Raw genomic sequence first — 15779 nt, forward strand, 5'->3', positions numbered from 1 at the left:
ACCTCAGAATCGACTCGCGTCGTGACGGTGCCATCGGCCGTCTGGGTCCTCGTGCCGACCATGCCGTCGGCCGACGATCACCTCCAGTACTATGGTGACTTCGAACAAGGGCGCGCGGAATTTGCGCGCGCCTTTGCCGCGCTGGGCGTCGACTGGCACTGGCAGCCCGTCACACTCACCACCGTCGAGTCCACGGTCCAACGCATGCAGCGCGAGGGCGTGGCCTGCGTGGTCAACCTCTGCGACGGCGACGAGTTGCAGGGCGTCCCGGGACTCTCAGTCATCGATGCGCTCGAACGCGCCGAGATTCCCTACACGGGCTCCAATCGCTTCTTCTACGATCTGACCACCTCCAAGATCGACATGAAGCGGGCCTTCGAGACCGCGGGCGTGCCGACATCGCCGTGGTCGGTGGTCGAACCGATGCAGCGTGACTGGCACGCCCCGTTTCAGCGTCCCGGCCGCCCGCTCATCGTAAAGCCGGCCGTGTCGGCCGGCAGTCTGGGCATCGGCGTCGAGAACGTGGTCCACACGCCCGACGAGCTGGCGGTGCGGGTGCAGGCGCTTGCCGATGGATATCGCGGATGGGACCTGATGTCCGGCGGCTTGATTGCCGAGGAGTTTGTCGCGGGTCGCGAGTTTACCACGTTCATTGTCGGCGATCACAATGACCTGCGCAACCGACGGGTCTATGCGCCGGTGGAACGGGTGTTCAACGCGGCATTGCCGCCCACCCAACAGTTCCTCTCGTTCGACCGTCTGTGGGAGTTTCACGACAACGAGTCGCCGCTCCCCGAAGGCGAGAACCTCTGGGAGTACGCGCGAATTGCCGCGTCCAAGGCGGCCGCCATCAAGGCCGTGAGCTGGGATGCCTATGTGGCGGTGGGCGGCGTGGGCTACGGCCGCGTCGATCTGCGGGAAGACGCCGAAACGGGTGAGCTGTTCGTCCTGGAAGTGAATGCGCAGTGCGGATTGTCCGAAGACGAGAACTTCACGTCTATCGGCGCCATCCTGCGCTTTGCCGGCGTACCGTACCACGCGTTGGTTGAGCAACTGCTGCGACACGCGGAACGTCGTCATCGCCGCCAGCAGCGCGCACGAAAGGTGGAACTCAGCGTGGCCCGTCGCGTCGCATGAGCGCTGGGCTCAAGGTGTGCGTGCTGCAGCCCGACTACAGCGCATCGAACGTCGACTATCGCCACTACGACCCCCCGCGCGACCTGGCACCGCTGCTGCCGCACGCCACCGTCCATCATGTGTTTCTCGACAAGCGCACGGTGTTTCGGCAACTGCAGGAAAGCACGCGCGAGAAGTATGACATCTACGTGAATCTCTGTGAGGGGTACCTCGATTGGGATGTCCCGTCCATTGATGTCATCCATGCCCTGGAACAGCTGCGCCTTCCTTACACCGGTCCAACGCCCGCACTGTACGATCCGGCCAAGCCGCTCATGAAGTACGTGGCGTTCGCAGCCGGGGTCACCACGCCGCGACACGTGGTGGTGTCCAGCCTTGACGAGGTCACCGCTCGGGTCACGCATGCCGCCAACCCGCTCACGTTCCCGCTGTTCGTCAAACCGGCGCACGCCGGCGACAGTCGGGGCGTGGACGACGACTCGCGGGTGGCGACGCCGGCCGCGCTCACCTACGCGGTCTCCCGGCGTTTGGCCGAGTTTCCGACGTTGTTGGTTGAGGAGTACATCGATGGCCGGGAGTTCACGGTGCTGGTGGCTGCGACGGCCGATGGCGGCGTTCGTGCCTTTCGACCGGTCGAGTACGATTTCGGCGATGGCGTGCATTTCAAGACCTACGCGCTCAAGACGTCGGCCCTGCACCCAACCGCCAACCGCCCGGTCACCGACGAGGCCGTGGCCGCGCGCCTCGCCGATGCGGCCATAAGGATCTTTCGCGGCTTCAGCGGAGTCGGCTATGCGCGCCTTGATTTCCGCCAGGATGACGCCGGCGCCCTGCACTTCCTCGAGATCAACTTCACCTGCTCCGTGTTCTATCCCGAAGGGTTGGAAGGCTCGGCCGATCACATCCTTCGGTTCGACGGCATTGGCCCCGCCGCGTTTCTGGAGTTGATCACGGCCGAGGGGATGGCGCGGCACCGACGAAAGCAGCCGGTGACCGAAATGCGAGGCGACTCCATCGCCGGCTATGGTACGTTTGCGTTGCGGGACTTTGCGCCGGGCGATGTGGTGTTCGAGGGCGAGGAGCGTCCGTTCAACGTCGTCACCCTCCCCCACGTGCAACAGCACTGGACGGCCGAACAGCAACTGCAGTTTCGACGCTATGGCTATCCGCTCAGCCATTTCGTGTACGCGCTCTGGTCAGACGATCCCAATGCCTGGCGTCCGCAGAACCACTCATGTCTGCCCAATACCACCTTTCGCGGATTGGATGTGGTGGCCTTGCGCGCCATCGCCAATGGCGAGGAGTTGACGCTGGATTACAGTGCCGCGATGAATGAACTGAGCGAACCGTTTGACTGTCGCTGCGGGCTACCCAACTGTCGGGGGCGCATTGCCGGCACCCCCGGCAACTCCGTCACCGAACGAACCCGGCCCATCGGAACATGACCGACGCGCGGTCACCGATTCGGCGCGTATTGCGCGAGTATCGGTGGTCGCTGGCTTTCACCTACGCCTTGTTCGGCCTCGAAATGCTGGGCAGTCTGGCGCGACCGTACTTTCTGGGCGCCGCCGTGGACGGCCTGCTGGGCGGACAGTTCCTGGGACTGTTGCAGCTCGTGGCCGCGCATCTGGTCTGGCTGGTGGTCGGCGTGGCGCGTCACGCCTACGACACGCGCACCTTCGCCAGCGTCTACACCACCTTCATCACGCGATTGCTTGACCGCTCGGCATCGGGTGTCGATGTGTCCAGGCGGAGCGCGTATTCCTCGCTCTCACGCGACATCATCGAGTTCCTGCAGTACGATCTCGTCTACGTCATCGAGGCCGCCTATAACGTCTTCGGCTCGCTCATCATTCTCGCCTTCTACGATCGTCTGGTGGTCGGCATCTGCCTGGCCGCGCTGCTGCCGGTCGGAGCATTCAGTCTGCTCTACGGCAAGCGCACCGCCACACTCAACGCGCACAAGCATGATGAGCTTGAGCGACAGGTGGACATCATCACCTCGGAAGATCCGGTCCGCATCCGCGAGCACTACGATCACCTGCGGCACTGGCAGGTGAAACTGTCCAATCAGGAAGCATGGAATTTCGGCGCCAACGAACTCGTCGTGATCCTGGTGCTGGCGGCGTCCTTGTATGTATCGACGGTGCTTGGTGGCGCGGTGCATCAGGCCGGCGCGTTGATCGCGCTCTACAACTACGTCTTGCGCTTCACCACCGGGCTGGACACGATTCCCTATACCATTCAACGGGTGGCCGCGTTGCGCGACATCCTCCGTCGCGTCAATCGCGTGGACGCCCAGGTGAACAGATGATGGCATGCACTGCTGCCGGCGCCCTGAACATCCGAGCCGCAGCCATCGCCAGCGTGCTGGCGTGGAGCCTCACCGCCTGCGCGCACCAGCCATCGCCTGCGGCGGCGCCGTCAACCACACCCCCCGTCGTGGCCTCGCTGCTCGACACGCGCGCCGCACTCGGCGTGCCGACCGTCGACCTGGCGGCCGACACGGCGCGGCAGACCGTGGTCGACAAGGAATCGGGTCAGTACCTCGGGCATCCCACCACGGTCCTGCTCGAGGATGGTCGCACGATGCTGGTGGTCTATCCGCGCGGTCATGGCGCGGGCGCCATTCAGCTCAAGCGCAGCACCGACGGTGGACGCACCTGGAGTGCGCGTCTGGCCGTACCGGAGAACTGGGCAACGTCGAAAGAGACGCCAACCATCCACCGCGTGGTCGATCGGCAGGGCGTCAAGCGGCTCGTGTTGTTTTCAGGGCTGTATCCCATTCGGATGTCGGTCTCCAGTGACGACGGTGAGCATTGGTCGGCGCTTGAGCCGATCGGCGACTTTGGCGGCATCGTCGCCATGGCGTCCGTGGAGCGCCTGAACAACGGCGACTACCTCGCACTCTTTCACGATGACGGGCGCTTCATTGCCAACAGCGGCAAGAAGAGCGGGCCCTTTGTCGTGTATAAGACACTGTCGCATGATGGCGGGCTGCATTGGGACGCCCCCATCGCCATTGCTTCGCGCCCCGACATCGACCTGTGCGAACCGGGATTATTTCGCTCGCCCGACGGCAAGCGCCTGATGGTGTTGTTGCGCGAGAACCGGCGCGCCCTGCCGTCGCATCGTATCACGTCCGACGACGAAGGGGTTACCTGGAGTGCGCCCGTTCCGCTCTCACCGGCGTTGACCGGCGACCGGCACGTGGCCACCTATCTCCCCGACGGTCGGCTGTTCGTCACCTTTCGCGACATGGCCCCCGAGAGCCCAACCAAGGGCGACTGGGTGGCCTGGGTTGGCACGTATGACGAACTGCTGCGTTCTTCCTCCGCGGGGTTCCGTGTTCGATTGATGGACAACACCGACCAGTGGGACGCCGCGTATCCCGGTCTCGTTCGGCTACCCGACGGCAGCGTGGTGACCACCACCTACGGGCATTGGACTGCGGGTCAGCCACCCTGGATTGCCTCCATTCGATTGCAGCCTGCAGTACTCGATCGCACTTTGCGCCACCTTTTGCCTAATCGCTGAGATGAGAAAGGTCGTCGGGCTGCTGGCATTCGTGGTGGTGGCGTGGATGGTCCTCCGATCGCCGACCACCGCCGTCAACCCCTCCGGGGCGACTCCCGCCGCCGGGGCGTCCGGTCAGGCCCTGTCGCCGCAAACCCAGCCCACGGAGCAGCACTCAACTGTTGGGTTTCGGTCGCCGGCACGTCTTGAGGAGCATTTCCGGAAGCACGGTGCCGAATTTGGCCAGGTGTCTATTGACCAGTACCTCGCCAGGGCCCAGGCACTCCGTGACGCACCAGTAGGCGGCAACGTCCTCGAGGTAGTACGACCGTCAGACGGAGTGGTGTCGCGCTTTGACCGGGAAAGCGGTGCGTTTCTTGCCGCTGATGCGGACGGCACCATTCGCACATTTTTCAAGCCCAACGACGGCGAAGCCTATTTCCGGCGTCAGGTGAAACGCCGGCCGTCGCCATGAGTGACCTGTAATGAACGTGACCCGATGAACCACGCCCCGCACACCACTGTCCCGACCCTGCCAATGCTCGTTGAGCGGTGGGGTCAGGTCGTGGACGAAATCGAGCGCGGCTACACGCTCACGTTCGACGACTACCTCAACGACGTCGACCTGCGGCACCTCATCGCCCGCAGTATTCGAAACGTGCCGCCGGGCCTACGAGAGCAGTTGATCCCCCTGCGCGACGAGCTGACGGCGTTCGACACGCGCTTCGTAGCGGCCACCGAGCCCAGTGACGGGTGCATCTGGGGCGAGGCCAACGCCGAGGACGAAGGCTGGTCAGCGGATGGCGAATGGTGGTACTATAGGCAACCGATGGACCGTCCCGAGGACTGGTAACGAGGCATTCGCAATGATGTTTGACGCCGCGTGGCGAGAGACACGAAAGGATCAGGCCTTGGTGCGTTTCGAGCGTTTGCGTCTCCTCGGACACCGACGATACATGGTTCGCGAGTCGCTGCGGCAGGCTGTGGTATTCGCCATCGTGATGCTGGGGCTCCAGGCTTGGTGGATCTACTCGGAGGGTCGAGCGCTGCCATCGGTCACCCGAATTGTCATCATGGTGACCTACTTTCTCGGTGCCGGTCTGCTGGTTGGATTCTTCTCGTCCAGACTTCAGTGGCGCGTCTTGACGGCCATGGGGGAGAGTCGCCTGCATGGGGAAACCGTTGAGCAGCAGCGGGTCCGAAGTCGCGAAGCGACCGGTCGCCCGGTAATGATCTTTGGCATCATGGCAGCCATCGCCATGGGAACGCTCGCGGTAGTCGTCGCCCTGGAAACCGGAGAAATCTGGATGTGGCTGTGGGGCGCATGCTGCTTGGCAGGCGCCGTGTACTACGCCGTGGAACTCACCCGATTCGCGCCGCCCAGGGACGCATAGCTCCACCCGTTCCCTCCCCCCTTATCTTTCAGGGCTATGTCCCACAGCCCTGACCTTAACGAGCAAATCCGCCAGGCCACCGCGCTGCTCGAATCGCTGGCCAGCGACCGGGCCCGCCTCCTCGACGTCGCCGAGCCCGAGCGGACGCGCTTCCTGAAAGCGGCCGGCCAAGTGTCGCGCCCCGACGCCATCACGCGACGCCAGATGGTGAAGGCCACCAAGCGACATAAGAAGTCGGCGCGACACGAGCACATCCAGAACGCCGAGTCGCAGCTCAACAGCACCGGCATCCGGTCGCTGCGTCGGCAAACGGTGTTCACCACACCCAACTACCTGCTGCCCGGCAGCGACGATCAGGGCACCGTAGACGATCCGGATTTCCGTGAGGCGCTGGAGCCGCAGCACTGTTATGTGTGCAAGCAGTCGTTCAGCGTGCTGCACCACTTCTACGATCAGCTGTGCCCCACCTGCGCGGCCTTCAACTTCGCCAAGCGCAGTGAACTGGCCGATCTCACGGGTCGTGTGGCGCTGCTCACCGGCGGACGCGTCAAGATTGGCTATCAGGCCGGCATCAAGCTGCTACGGGCCGGCGCTCACCTCATTGTCACCACGCGCTTCCCGCGTGACTCCGCTGCGCGCTACGCCGCCGAAGCCGACTTCGAGCAATGGGGTCATCGGCTGGAAATATTCGGACTCGACCTGCGGCACACGCCCAGTGTCGAGTTGTTCTGTCATCAGTTGAACGAAACGCACGATCGGTTGGATTTCATCATCAACAACGCCTGTCAAACCGTGCGTCGTCCGCCCGAGTTTTATCGTCACATGATGGAACTCGAAACGGCCGCCATCGGCCATATGCCCGACCATGTGCGCAAACTGCTGGGCGCCTACGAAGGGGTGCGCGCATACAACATGCTGCCCGACAGCACGGATGCGTCCAGTACCGATGTGGGCGTGGTGGCCACCAAACGCCTGGCCGAAGTGGCGGGGCTCACGCATGCCGCCGAATTGTCACAGGTGGCGCTGCTGCCCGATGACGCCGCACCGCAGGCGCATCTGTTCCCGGAAGGACAGCTCGATCAGGACATGCAGCAGGTGGACCTGCGTGACCGCAACTCCTGGCGCATGCTGATGGCCGAAGTGCCATCGGTGGAACTGCTGGAAGTGCAGCTGGTGAACGCCGTCGCGCCGTTCCTGCTCAACGCGCGACTCAAGCCGCTCATGCTGCGCACGGCAAATCGGGACAAGCACATTGTGAACGTATCGGCCGTGGAAGGACAGTTCTATCGCAAGTTCAAGACCACGCGCCATCCACACACGAACATGGCGAAGGCTGCGCTCAACATGATGACGCGCACCGCGGCGGCCGACTATTTCACCGACGGCATCCACATGAATGCGGTGGACACCGGTTGGGTAACGGATGAAGATCCCGCTGAAATTGCCGCGCGGAAGGTGGCTGAACACCGGTTCCATCCGCCGCTGGATATCGTGGATGGGGCGGCGCGCATTGTGGACCCGATCATCGACGGGATCAACAGCGGCACGCACGTCTGGGGGAAGTTCCTCAAGGACTACCGGCCCACCGACTGGTAGACGCCACAGCGGCATCCAAGCCACCGAAGGAGGAACCGGGTCAGGGCGGGTGCAGAGGGGACGTGCTACGCGGTGAGTACCGCGCATCCCGCATTCTGCGCCCGTGCCAATGCGAACATTCCCGACGGCATGGCGATGGCGCCATTCACAAAACCGGCGCGGAGCGCGCGATGCACCGAGTCAGCCGACTCGCCGGCTTTGGCCGCCATCCGGTTGGCGAGATGTCCCAGCGCGAAATCACAGACAAGTATGATGGCGCCGCGCCGCACGATATCCGTCATCGACCCGGTGGCGGCCGGTTGTCCGTCGGGGACCGTCATCCACAGGTTGCGCCGTGAGGGCTGTTTCGTGAGCGGGTCCGTCACCTGGGCATCCGCGCCTATTTCGTAGCGATTCCAGATGGTGTCGTTCAGCGCCAGCGGAATAGCACGGGTACGAATATTGAGGACCACCTGCGCACGATGCTTGCCGACGCCATACACCGCGTTACAATTGTCGAGATAGCGCGTGGCTATCTGCAAACAGAACCCGTCAGCGATACCGGCGGAGTCAATGACCGCGCGATCACGGGTGTTCTCCACGCGCTTCACCCACGACAGATCCCATTCGCCGGACTCGCTCACCGTCGGCGGCACTCGCACCTCATGGCCAGCATCACCACCAAGCACCGCGGCGACACCCAACTGGCTGATCCGTCCAATGAATGCGCGCCGAGAATCGTGCGTCACCTCAGAACTCCAGCCCCTTCAAATAGTCGAAGTTCTGTTTCGCGCTGGCCATCTCGTCCGTCGGTCCCTCCTGCTCCACAAAGCAGGGCTTCTTGGCCAGATCCGGAATGGCCGCCAGAAACGCCTTCAGGTTGAACGTGCCAGTGGCGAGTTCCGTATCGCTCGACCGATCTGGCTTGACGTTCTTGAGATGGAAGCTCCAGCACATCGACCGGTGTCGCGACAGGAAATCCATCGGGTCGCCGCCGCCCATCAGCATGTTGCCGCAATCCAGCTGCAGTCGCACGTACTTGGGGTCGAGCGCGTTCGCGAACACTTCCAGCGGCACCTCGCCTTGCAGTTTGGCCTGATGATTGGGTTCGTTATGAAAGGCCAGCCAGATCCCGGCGCGACGCGCCACTTCGCCGGCGGAATTGAACCGGTTCGCCCACAGCTTCCAGGCGTCCAGTGACTTGTTGGTTTCCGCTGGCAGACTGGGCACGATCAGGTACTGGTGGCCCAGTTGCCGCGCCGTGTCGAGACTCTGCTCCCAGTCGGTGAGAATCGTCTCGGGCGCCATATGCGCCGACGGGGCCTTGAGTCCCTCTTTCTTGAGGGTGTCGCGCACTTCCTTCGTGCTGCGGCCGAAGTTCTTGAAGCTCCACAACAGCTCGACGTCGGTGTACCCGATGGCACGAAGGGCCGCCAGCGTCCGTTCCGGATCGGCCTTCATGGCCTTTCGCACGGCGTACAACTCAATGCCGATGCGATCGAGGCGATTGGGCAGGACAGAGGGCGTGGCCGCCCAAGCGAGGGACTTCTGTGCGGCCACCAGGCCAGCCGTGCCAGCCGTAAACGCGGCGAGGAATGAGCGTCTTTGCATGCCTCTACGCTACGGCTGGGCAGGCGCAATCGGCAAGCCTTTCTAGTTCAAACGGACCTGCGCCCCGGCGCGTATGTTGTTCAGTCGAGCCGGCACGGTGCCGGCCGCCCTCTGTTTTCGCCCCATTTCGGAGTTGGGCATGACCGCGTTCCCCTCCCCTCGCGTTGCGCGCCTCGTCGTCGTTCGGTTCGGCGCTTTGGCCGTCGCGGCGCTCTTCGGCGTCACGTCCACGGCCTCCGCGCAAGCCAACAGTGCCGCGCCCTCGTGGAATCCGCAGGAGATCCTGCGTACCGAACGATTCGTGAAGCCGCCCGAGAACATCGAGCGGATGATCATGGCGCCACGCGTTGACATCTCGTACACCAACCCGAGCCCCGATCGCAGCTGGTTCCTTCGGCAGTCCGGAACCGATCGCGGCGATATCAAGGCCTTCGGCAAGTCGCACATCTGGTTGGGTGGACTGCAGGTGGACACGCGCGCCAATCGCGCGCGATCGGTGACCACCGGCACGCGTACCGGGCTCACGCTGGTCAACCCGCGTACCGGGGCGTCAAAGTCGCTTGAGGTGCCCAAGGGCGCCACGGTGTCATCACCCATCTGGTCGCCAACCGGCACGCAGATCGCGTACATCGCCAATTTCGATGACGCCTCGTACGTGTACCTGGCCGATGTCGCAACCGGCAAGTCGACGCCGCTTGGCAAGGCCGTACTCAACGCCACCATGGTCACTGACATCGATTACACCGCCGATGGCAAGCAGATCATCGCGACGTTGGTGCCCGAAGGTCGGGGCGCCGCGCCGTCGCACGGCGACGGCAACATTGAAGACGGTCCGCAGGTGCGGCTGACCGAATCACGCGCGCTGCCACAGCCGTTTCACTTCAGCCTGTTGCAGGACCCGCATGACAAGGCACTCGTCACGTACTACACCACGGCGCAACTGGCGTCCATCGACGTCAAGTCGAAAGCCGTTCGGAAGATCGGGACGCCGCGCATGATCCGCGCGGTCGATGCCTCGCCCGACGGCGCGCACTTTCGCGTGACGGTCATGACCGAGCCGTTCTCGTACGTGGTGCCCGTGTCGAATTTCGGCTCCGTGCAGGAGCTGTGGGATGCCACCGGCAAAGTCGTCGCTACACTGGCGCGCACGCCGCTGCGCGAAGGCGCCACCGACGCTGGCGATGCGCCGGCCTTCGGGCGCGGCGGTGGAGCAGGAGCCGCAACGGATACCGGCAAGCGCAACATCCAGTGGAATCCGGTTGGCCCGGGTCTCGTGTATCTGCAATCCGTGTTTGCGGCCAACGGCGCGCCAGCGCCCGGACGCGGTGGAGCCAACGGGCGTGCCGGCGGTCCGGCCGGCGCCAACGCGCGTCCGCAGCCAACCAGCGTGCGCTATGTGAATTGGCTGCCGCCGTACGGCCCGACCGACACCAAGGTGCTGTACGAAGGTGGTCCGCAGCTCTCCACGGTCGCGTACAGCGCCGACGCAAAAACCATGTTCGTCAGTGACAGCGGCGCAGTCATCGCCATCAAGGACGGCAAGCGCCACAACCTTGGCCGAACCGTGACACTCGCCGCGGGCGGCGGCGGTTTCGGTGGTGGTGGGCGCGGTGGCGCCGGTGGCGGGAACGACACCGCGTCTGTTGGCGCACTGCTTACCAGACGTGGTCCCAACGGACAGTCATTCGTAGTGCTCGGCAAGGATGGCAAAACCGTGGCGCTGTCGGGGACCAAGGCGCCCGGAGCGAAGTGGAACACCGAGGCGCCACGGCCGTGGGTGGATCGTCTGGACATCGAATCCGGCGCGCGCACCCGCGTATTCGAAAGCCCGGCCAACGGCTACGACGAGTTCGTCACCACACTCGACGACGACCTCACGCAGTTCATCTACACCCACGAATCCCCCACCGTCATTGCCGACGCCTATCTGCGTGACGTGACGACGAACGCCAGCCGGAAGCTTACGGCCAACGTGGATGTCGGGCCCGAAGTCAGCGGCGCCCAGCTCAAGCGATTCCAGGTCACGCGCCCGCGCGACGGACTCAAATTCTGGGTTGAAGTCACCCTGCCGCGCGACTGGCAACCCGGGAAGCGTCTGCCGGGCGTCATCTGGTTCTATCCCCGCGAATACAACGGACAGACCGACTACGATCGGTCCCGCTTTGCCACCAACATCAACAAGTTCCCCGAGGTCCCGTCGGCGCGTCCCGCGTCATCCACCAAGTTGTGGGTATCGCAAGGATATGCCTTCATCGAGCCCGATATTCCGATTTTCGGCGACACCGGCAAGATGAACGACAACTACACGCGTGACCTCAAGGAGAACCTTGACGCGGTGCTGGATGCCGTCGTCGACATGGGCTTTGTGGATCGCGCCAAGATGGGCATCGGCGGTCACAGCTACGGTGCCTTCAGCACGGTGAATGCGCTGACGCTGGTGCCGTACTTCAAGGCGGGCATCGCCGGTGACGGCATGTACAACCGCACCCTCACACCGTTCGGTTTCCAGAGTGAGCGCCGCAACTTCTTCCAGGCGCAGGATACCTACCTCGACATGTCGCCCATGTTGCGGGCGGACAAGATCGCCGGGGCGTTGTTGATGTACCACGCCATTGAAGATCAGAACACCGGCACATCGCCCATCAGTTCGCAGCGCATGTATCTCGCGCTGCAGGGGCTGGGCAAACCGGCGGCCCTGTACATGTATCCGTACGAGGACCACAGCGTCGCCACCTATGCCAGCGATCTCGACCTGTGGGCGCGGTGGGTAGCGTGGATGGATACCTACGTGAAGGGCACCGGCTCGTCCGCCAAGGCAGTGGTGCCCTGACACGTCGCGCCCCATGGCGTCCCCGCGATTCTTCACGTCGGCCGCACAGTTCCGCGCCTGGTTGAAAGCCCACCACGACTCGTCCACCGAGCTCGTGGTGGGATTCTACCGCGTGAATTCCGGCCAGCCGCACATGACCTGGACCGAGGCGGTGCGTGAAGCGCTGTGTTTCGGATGGATTGACGGACTGGTGAAAAGCCTGGACGAGACCCGATACACACGCCGCTTTACCCCGCGAAAGGCACGCAGCGTATGGAGCGCGGTGAACATCCGGCACGTCCGGGAGCTGTTGGCGGAAGGCCGCATGGAGCCGGCCGGCATCGCCGCGTTCGAAGCGCGCCCGGACAGCCAGACGCACGGATACAGCCTGAAGACACGATCGACCGTGATGCCCGAGCCGTTCGCCGGCATCTTGCAGCGCCACCGATCCGCATCGAAGTTCTGGGAAAGCCAACCGGCGTCATATCGTCAGGCCACCGTATACTGGGTGGTCACGGCCAAGCAGGAGGCCACGCGACAACGCAGGCTGCAGTCCTTGATCGAGCACTCGACAAACGGCGAACGCATCCCGCAGTTCGTCAGTCCAACCGGGAAGTCCACCAACCGCAAACGAGGAACGTCCGCATGATTCACCTGTTCCGCACCATTCACATTGTTTCCGGCGTGATCTGGGTTGGCGGTGTGTTCTTCATGGCCATGTTCCTGCTGCCAAGCGCCAAGGCGGTCGGGCCGGCGGCCGGCCCCATGATGGTCCAATTGACGCAGGTACGTCAGTTCCCGCGATGGCTGCTCATCACGGGATTTCTCACGATTGCCGCCGGGCTCTGGTTGTACATGCTCGCAGGCGGCAGCGCACCTGGATGGATGGCCTCGGGACCGGCCAAGGTGTACGGGGTGGGCGCCGTGTTGGCCATCATCGCGTGGTTTATCGGCATGACGATGAGCATGCCGCTGGCCAAGAAGCTCGGCGCACTCAACGGGCGCATCGCGGCGTCTGGTGTACCGCCAACAGCGGACGAGAAGACGCAGATTGCCGCCATGCAGGCTCGATTGGGGATGTTGGCCGCGATTGCCGCGACGCTGCTGATTATCACCACGGCGACCATGGCAGTAGCCCGGTACGTCACCTGAACCGTGCAGGATGCCCATGCGCCGCCTAACTTGACGCGCATGGGCTCCTACGCGTTTTCCGATCTCGCGCTCTCCCGTCGGCTCGAGCGCGCCGAGGCGGCCGCCAACGCGTCGTTCGTCGATGCCCGCTCGCGGCTGGCACCATCGGTGGGTGCGACGTGGATTGATGTAGACGGCACCTGGGCGATGTTCGACGGTGTCGGTTCCCCGCTCACGCAGACATTCGGCTTCGGCGTGTTCAGCACACCGCTGGACGAACAACTGGATGTGATCGAGTCGTTCTATGCGACCAGACAGTGCGGCGTGATGCACGAAGTCAGTCCGTTGGCCGACGCATCCACGGTATCCCTGCTTGGCGCACGTGGCTACCTGCCACTTGAACTCTCCTCGGTCATGCATCGGCCAATCGACGCCTCGGTCGCGGGCGACTCGTCGTCCGACGTACACGTGCGCGTCACGACCGCCGACGAGGTCTCGGTCTGGGCGAATGCGTCGGCTCAGGGGTGGGGCGAATATCCGGAGTTCGGCGACTTCATGCGCGACATCGGCACGGTCATGGGCACCAGCCGCCACACCGTCTGCTTTCTGGCATGCATCGGCGACGCCATCGCCGCCACCGGCGCAATTGCCATGCATGACGGCGTCGCGCTGCTGGCTGGAGCCAGCACCATTCCCGCGTACCGCGGGCGTGGTGCGCAGAATGCGCTGTTACTGGCGCGCATGGCGTATGCGTCGGCACACGGGTGCGATCTGGCGCAAATGGTGGCGCAGCCGGGCAGTTCCTCGCAGCGGAATGCCGAACGACAGGGTTTTCGCATTGCCTACACGAGAATCAAATGGGGAAAGACATGACCAGAGTGCATGTGACATTGGGCGCGACGCTGATGATGGTGATGGCCGCCTGCGGCGCCGAACCGCCGAACGCGCAAGACAGTGCCGCGGCCGTGCCCGCCGTCGTCGTCGACACTCCGCGCGCCGAATCGCAACCGTATGTCTATGTCACGGAATACGGCATCGGCGATCTGCGCGCCGGCATGACGTTGGCCCAGGCGGCGCGCGCGGCCGCCGGCATTCGTCTCATTCCCGGCACCGATTCCACCGAGTGCAGCTACCTGGAGTGGACCAACGCGCCGGCCGGTGTGCTGGTGATGTTCGATGAGGGAACGGTGGCGCGTATCGACATCGATTCCGTTGGTGTGCGAACGCAGGCCGGCGCGCAGGTGGGCGATAGCGAGGCGCGGATCGATAGCCTGTATGCAGGCCGGGTGACGACCACACCCCACAAGTACGAGGACGGACACTATCTCACGGTGACGTCTTTGCGCGCGGCCGACTCGCTGTTCCGCACCGTGTTCGAAACGGTTGGCGGCAAGGTGACGCGGTTTCGGGTAGGTCGCACCCCGCAAGTCGAGTACGTCGAAGGGTGTTCTTGACCTGTGCCCGTGACGTCAATCGCGGCGCTGGTTTTTCGCGTCGCCCAGACTGACGATGCGGCATCAATTGCCGCGCTGCGCTCCGCATCAGCGCGCGCTGACCGAGCGGTTCGGCATCGGGCACTGGTCCGGTGAACCGTCGGAGCGGGCCGTGCTGGCCGGATTTCGACAGGCCACGGTGATCCTCGCCATCGACGACGGCGGCCTCGTCGCCACCATGCGCCTGTCCACGCGCAAGCCATGGGCCATCGATCGCACGTTGTTCACGCCAGTCCCGCGTCCACTATACCTCACCGACATGGCCGTGCGTCCGTCATTGCAGCGGCGCGGCATCGGGCGGGCCTGTCTGACGGAAGCCGAGCGTGTCGCCCGCGCATTTCCGGCGCAGGCGATCTGGCTTGATGCGTATGACGCCGAGGCCGGCGCGGCGGAGTTCTATGCATCCTGCGGCTATCGCGAATGCGGGCGACGCACGTACCGGGAGACGCCACTGGTCTACTTTGAGCGCGCCGTCGACTCGTACCTGGCGTTCAGTGACTTGCCGTCGCGCAGTTGAGCGATGGTCTTCGCCACGCGCGTGACTTTCGTGTCTTCCCGCTTGGCATCGGCAATCCACTCGCAGTATTCGCGACGATGACTGGGGCTCAGGGCATCGAACGCCGCCTTCGCGGGTTTTGACTTGGAAAAGGCCGCCGCCAGCTCGGGCGGCACCACCACGGGCTTGGGCGTCTTGGCGCGTGGAGGCTTGGCCACGGCGATACCGGCGTCGTTGAGTGCCATCGCCTTTCGGATGTATCCCGTGATGGTCTTTGGCGACGGCAAGTCCTTGACGCTGGTGATGCGTCCGAACTGCCCCATGGCCGCGTCCGTGTCGCTCGCTTCCAGAATCAGCGCGCCTTTCCAGAATCGAAACGCGCAATGCGCCTTGAATGCGGCCATGCTGCACATCATTCCGCCATAGTCAAAGTGCGGGAAGCTCCACTTTATCGTTTCCTGCACGTCCGGACACGCGGTGTGCACAAGAGCCCGCAGGTGTTCAAGGATGGGCTGGGCAAACGGGGCGGACGTGGCGATGTAGGTGTCGATGCGGGGGTCGCGCATGCTCATGGTGCTCCAGAACCAGCGAAGGGTGACTGTTTGAACCGCGTGCGA

17 protein-coding genes are annotated in these 15779 nt (G+C 64.0%); 14 read left to right on the forward strand and 3 right to left on the reverse strand.

Annotated features, from left to right (window positions below; all coding sequences use genetic code 11):
* The first annotated feature begins 21 nt into the window (after positions 1-21).
* The 8 genes from IPP90_11035 to IPP90_11070 are packed head-to-tail and all read left to right on the forward strand — an operon-like array spanning position 22 to position 7643.
* Entirely contained in the window at positions 22-1137 is a 1116-nt protein-coding gene (locus IPP90_11035; GenBank protein MBL0171246.1) for a hypothetical protein, read from the forward strand.
* On the forward strand, positions 1134-2582 hold the full coding sequence (locus tag IPP90_11040; protein MBL0171247.1) for an SET domain-containing protein-lysine N-methyltransferase: 1449 nt from the start codon (positions 1134-1136) through the stop codon (positions 2580-2582). The genes IPP90_11035 and IPP90_11040 overlap by 4 nt, the downstream gene beginning before the upstream one ends.
* Positions 2579-3451 (forward strand): hypothetical protein, encoded by an 873-nt coding sequence (locus tag IPP90_11045; protein MBL0171248.1) that lies wholly within the window; start codon positions 2579-2581, stop codon positions 3449-3451. The genes IPP90_11040 and IPP90_11045 overlap by 4 nt, the downstream gene beginning before the upstream one ends.
* Complete coding sequence (locus tag IPP90_11050) at positions 3451-4674, forward strand: exo-alpha-sialidase (protein MBL0171249.1); 1224 nt, start codon at positions 3451-3453, stop codon at positions 4672-4674. Before IPP90_11045 ends, IPP90_11050 begins: the two co-directional genes overlap by 1 nt.
* A gap of 1 nt (position 4675) precedes the next feature.
* Complete coding sequence (locus tag IPP90_11055) at positions 4676-5128, forward strand: hypothetical protein (GenBank protein ID MBL0171250.1); 453 nt, start codon at positions 4676-4678, stop codon at positions 5126-5128.
* A gap of 24 nt (positions 5129-5152) precedes the next feature.
* On the forward strand, positions 5153-5506 hold the full coding sequence (locus tag IPP90_11060) for a hypothetical protein (GenBank protein MBL0171251.1): 354 nt from the start codon (positions 5153-5155) through the stop codon (positions 5504-5506).
* A gap of 13 nt (positions 5507-5519) precedes the next feature.
* Positions 5520-6047, forward strand: a complete 528-nt coding sequence (locus IPP90_11065; protein MBL0171252.1) for a hypothetical protein — start codon at positions 5520-5522, stop codon at positions 6045-6047.
* A 36-nt stretch (positions 6048-6083) separates the two neighbouring features.
* Complete coding sequence (locus IPP90_11070; GenBank protein MBL0171253.1) at positions 6084-7643, forward strand: SDR family oxidoreductase; 1560 nt, start codon at positions 6084-6086, stop codon at positions 7641-7643.
* A 65-nt stretch (positions 7644-7708) separates the two neighbouring features.
* On the opposite strand, the gene IPP90_11075 is transcribed toward IPP90_11070, so the two are convergent.
* The gene (locus IPP90_11075) at positions 7709-8371 is read right to left on the reverse strand and encodes a hypothetical protein (GenBank protein ID MBL0171254.1); all 663 of its coding nucleotides are present in this window, start codon (positions 8369-8371) and stop codon (positions 7709-7711) included.
* Between the two features lies 1 nt (position 8372).
* Positions 8373-9233: a sugar phosphate isomerase/epimerase gene (locus tag IPP90_11080; GenBank protein ID MBL0171255.1), complete on the reverse strand. Its 861-nt coding sequence runs from the start codon at positions 9231-9233 to the stop codon at positions 8373-8375.
* Between the two features lie 73 nt (positions 9234-9306).
* On the opposite strand from IPP90_11080, the gene IPP90_11085 reads away from it, so the two are divergent.
* From IPP90_11085 to IPP90_11110, 6 genes are read left to right on the forward strand one after another with little or no spacing between them, the layout of a single operon-like run.
* Positions 9307-12063: a S9 family peptidase gene (locus tag IPP90_11085; GenBank protein ID MBL0171256.1), complete on the forward strand. Its 2757-nt coding sequence runs from the start codon at positions 9307-9309 to the stop codon at positions 12061-12063.
* Positions 12064-12076: 13 nt separating this feature from the next.
* The gene (locus IPP90_11090; GenBank protein ID MBL0171257.1) at positions 12077-12691 is read left to right on the forward strand and encodes a YdeI/OmpD-associated family protein; all 615 of its coding nucleotides are present in this window, start codon (positions 12077-12079) and stop codon (positions 12689-12691) included.
* Positions 12688-13194, forward strand: coding sequence for a hypothetical protein (locus tag IPP90_11095; protein ID MBL0171258.1), 507 nt, complete (start codon positions 12688-12690; stop codon positions 13192-13194). The genes IPP90_11090 and IPP90_11095 overlap by 4 nt, the downstream gene beginning before the upstream one ends.
* A 39-nt stretch (positions 13195-13233) precedes the next feature.
* Positions 13234-14046, forward strand: coding sequence for a hypothetical protein (locus tag IPP90_11100; GenBank protein MBL0171259.1), 813 nt, complete (start codon positions 13234-13236; stop codon positions 14044-14046).
* Complete coding sequence (locus IPP90_11105; protein ID MBL0171260.1) at positions 14043-14627, forward strand: hypothetical protein; 585 nt, start codon at positions 14043-14045, stop codon at positions 14625-14627. The genes IPP90_11100 and IPP90_11105 overlap by 4 nt, the downstream gene beginning before the upstream one ends.
* A 55-nt stretch (positions 14628-14682) precedes the next feature.
* Positions 14683-15183: a GNAT family N-acetyltransferase gene (locus tag IPP90_11110; GenBank protein ID MBL0171261.1), complete on the forward strand. Its 501-nt coding sequence runs from the start codon at positions 14683-14685 to the stop codon at positions 15181-15183.
* On the opposite strand, the gene IPP90_11115 is transcribed toward IPP90_11110, so the two are convergent.
* Positions 15123-15734 (reverse strand): YdeI/OmpD-associated family protein, encoded by a 612-nt coding sequence (locus IPP90_11115; GenBank protein MBL0171262.1) that lies wholly within the window; start codon positions 15732-15734, stop codon positions 15123-15125. The two genes, IPP90_11110 and IPP90_11115, sit on opposite strands and share 61 nt — an antisense overlap.
* Positions 15735-15779: the final 45 nt, after the last annotated feature.

This window comes from Gemmatimonadaceae bacterium, assembly GCA_016720905.1.
Taxonomy (GTDB): Bacteria; Gemmatimonadota; Gemmatimonadetes; order Gemmatimonadales; family Gemmatimonadaceae; genus Gemmatimonas.

What these genes read in the sequence shown, in the direction of transcription:
- IPP90_11050 (MBL0171249.1), top strand. Translation starts at nt 3,451, where the DNA reads ATGGCATGCACTGCTGCCGGCGCCCTGAACATCCGAGCCGCAGCCATC.
- IPP90_11070 (MBL0171253.1), top strand. Translation starts at nt 6,084, where the DNA reads ATGTCCCACAGCCCTGACCTTAACGAGCAAATCCGCCAGGCCACCGCG.
- IPP90_11100 (MBL0171259.1), top strand. Translation starts at nt 13,234, where the DNA reads ATGGGCTCCTACGCGTTTTCCGATCTCGCGCTCTCCCGTCGGCTCGAG.
- IPP90_11095 (MBL0171258.1), top strand. Translation starts at nt 12,688, where the DNA reads ATGATTCACCTGTTCCGCACCATTCACATTGTTTCCGGCGTGATCTGG.
- IPP90_11060 (MBL0171251.1), top strand. Translation starts at nt 5,153, where the DNA reads ATGAACCACGCCCCGCACACCACTGTCCCGACCCTGCCAATGCTCGTT.
- IPP90_11115 (MBL0171262.1), bottom strand. Translation starts at nt 15,734, where the DNA reads ATGAGCATGCGCGACCCCCGCATCGACACCTACATCGCCACGTCCGCC.
- IPP90_11090 (MBL0171257.1), top strand. Translation starts at nt 12,077, where the DNA reads ATGGCGTCCCCGCGATTCTTCACGTCGGCCGCACAGTTCCGCGCCTGG.
- IPP90_11045 (MBL0171248.1), top strand. Translation starts at nt 2,579, where the DNA reads ATGACCGACGCGCGGTCACCGATTCGGCGCGTATTGCGCGAGTATCGG.
- IPP90_11065 (MBL0171252.1), top strand. Translation starts at nt 5,520, where the DNA reads ATGATGTTTGACGCCGCGTGGCGAGAGACACGAAAGGATCAGGCCTTG.
- IPP90_11055 (MBL0171250.1), top strand. Translation starts at nt 4,676, where the DNA reads ATGAGAAAGGTCGTCGGGCTGCTGGCATTCGTGGTGGTGGCGTGGATG.
- IPP90_11080 (MBL0171255.1), bottom strand. Translation starts at nt 9,233, where the DNA reads ATGCAAAGACGCTCATTCCTCGCCGCGTTTACGGCTGGCACGGCTGGC.
- IPP90_11110 (MBL0171261.1), top strand. Translation starts at nt 14,683, where the DNA reads ATGCGGCATCAATTGCCGCGCTGCGCTCCGCATCAGCGCGCGCTGACC.
- IPP90_11105 (MBL0171260.1), top strand. Translation starts at nt 14,043, where the DNA reads ATGACCAGAGTGCATGTGACATTGGGCGCGACGCTGATGATGGTGATG.
- IPP90_11085 (MBL0171256.1), top strand. Translation starts at nt 9,307, where the DNA reads ATGTTGTTCAGTCGAGCCGGCACGGTGCCGGCCGCCCTCTGTTTTCGC.
- IPP90_11040 (MBL0171247.1), top strand. Translation starts at nt 1,134, where the DNA reads ATGAGCGCTGGGCTCAAGGTGTGCGTGCTGCAGCCCGACTACAGCGCA.